General features: G+C 63.4%; 2 protein-coding genes. One reads left to right on the forward strand and one right to left on the reverse strand.

Translation table 11 applies throughout. The annotated features are described in order from the left end of the window. Window positions 1–1,025 (reverse strand): PLP-dependent aminotransferase family protein (locus BP858_RS10695; RefSeq protein ID WP_286879476.1); only part of this gene is annotated, 1,025 nt, incomplete at its 3' end. A gap of 308 nt (window positions 1,026–1,333) precedes the next feature. Between BP858_RS10695 and BP858_RS10700 the strand changes: the two genes are divergently transcribed. Then, a complete protein-coding gene (locus BP858_RS10700) occupies window positions 1,334–1,558 on the forward strand; it encodes a hypothetical protein (RefSeq protein ID WP_074175256.1) in 225 nt (74 codons plus the stop codon). Window positions 1,559–1,613 lie beyond the last annotated feature (55 nt).

Raw genomic sequence — 1,613 nt, forward strand, 5'->3', positions numbered from 1 at the left:
CCCTCGCGGAAGACCTCCATCGACGAGACCCCGTCAGGCAGGGCTGCCGTCAAAAACATCCCGCCCTCGGGGGTGGTGTGGGTCACCCCAGGCGGCATCAGGTCGTCGAGGAGGTCGCACATCAACCGGCACTGCCTGCCGTAGACGGCAGAGACACGGGCGACGTGGGCGTCCAGGTCATGGGTCGCAAGGTACCGGTGCAGGATCACCTGGCAGAGGAAGTTCGAGTGGAGGTCGGCAGCCTGCTTTGCGACGTTGAACTCCCGGAGGATCGGCTCGGGCGCGTATATCCAGCCGATCCGCATACCAGGGGCGACGATCTTCGAGAACGACCCCGACATGATCCCCTGGTCGGGGAGGAAGCGCTTCACCGGCGGCCGGGGCTTCCCGTCGAAGAAGAGCTCCCCGAAGGCGTCGTCCTCGTAGAAGACCGTATCCGTGCCCTCGAGGATCTCGGCGACGCCCCGGCGCTTCTCCTCCGAATACGTCCTCCCGGAGGGGTTCTGGGAGTTCGGGATACCGTAGAAGAACTTCGGGGCATACTTCCGGACAAGCGCCGCAAATGCGTCCAGGTCAGGCCCGTCCTCCACGAGCGGAACCGCGTGAAAGACCGGCTCGTAGAGGGAGAAGGCCTCGATCGCGCCGAGGTAGCCGGGCCGCTCCATCCCGACAGCGTCCCCGGGGTCGAGGAAGATCTTTGCGACCAGGTCAAGGCACTGCTGGGACCCGTTCACGATCTGGATCTCCTCAGGGGTCGCCGGAAGGCCGAGCCTCCGCCGGTAGCGGTCGGCGATGAACTCCCGGAGCGGCAGGTAGCCGTCGGTCGTCGTGTACTGAAGCGCCGTCCGCCCGTCTTCAGAAAAGACCGCACGGGCAGCATCGCGGAGCCCCTCGACGTCGATGTAGGCAGAGCCCGGCAGCCCTCCGGCAAACGAGATCACCCCGGGGACCGCCGAGACCCGGAAGAGCTCATCAAGGAACGACTCCGGGACCCGCCCCATCCGACCAGAAAACCGGTAAACCATGTACCCAGTATTGGGCGTCCCGACAAAAAAATGCCGGGTATTCGCGCCCTGCTGCTCTCCGGGCAGCCGGCAGCCCCGGGTTGACCCGCGCGGAAGGCCGCAAAGGGAAGAGCATACCCATCCCACCACTTTCCGCGCTCTTCGTGGCTATGCGTGATGTTGCCAGAACCAGCACGGCCTGATTGTGCAGGAGATCCAGCAAAAACGTAAGGACGGGGGAAGCAAGTTCCATGACGAAATCATGGATCTTCTCCGGCAGTATTTTGGGTAGTGCTCTATGAAACAACTGATAATGGAAACTGTCATGAATGCGGCCGCAGATGGGCGGCGAGGTCTTCCCCTTCCGTATGAACGTCCGGCCGGTCGCGGCCTTTGCCGGGCCCCTCGAATTCAAACCCCCGATCGGGGACCTCACGCTCATCACGAACAAGAAGATGTGGTCCGGCCACCTCCGGCAGGCCATGCGCGATATTCCCGGGGAGGATTACCGGTTTATCCTCAGGTGGGCCGGAGTGGAGGCGGCCGATGCCTGAGAAGGAGAGTGGCTGGCAGAGAGAACAATCCTTACCGCCGTGATGATCAGGCTTC

The organism is Methanoculleus sp. UBA413 (assembly GCF_002502935.1).
In the GTDB taxonomy this organism is placed as follows: Archaea; Halobacteriota; Methanomicrobia; order Methanomicrobiales; family Methanoculleaceae; genus Methanoculleus; species Methanoculleus bourgensis.

Excerpts from the sequence above, each read along its gene's own strand:
- BP858_RS10700 (WP_074175256.1), top strand. The coding sequence starts at position 1,334 with ATGCGGCCGCAGATGGGCGGCGAGGTCTTCCCCTTCCGTATGAACGTC.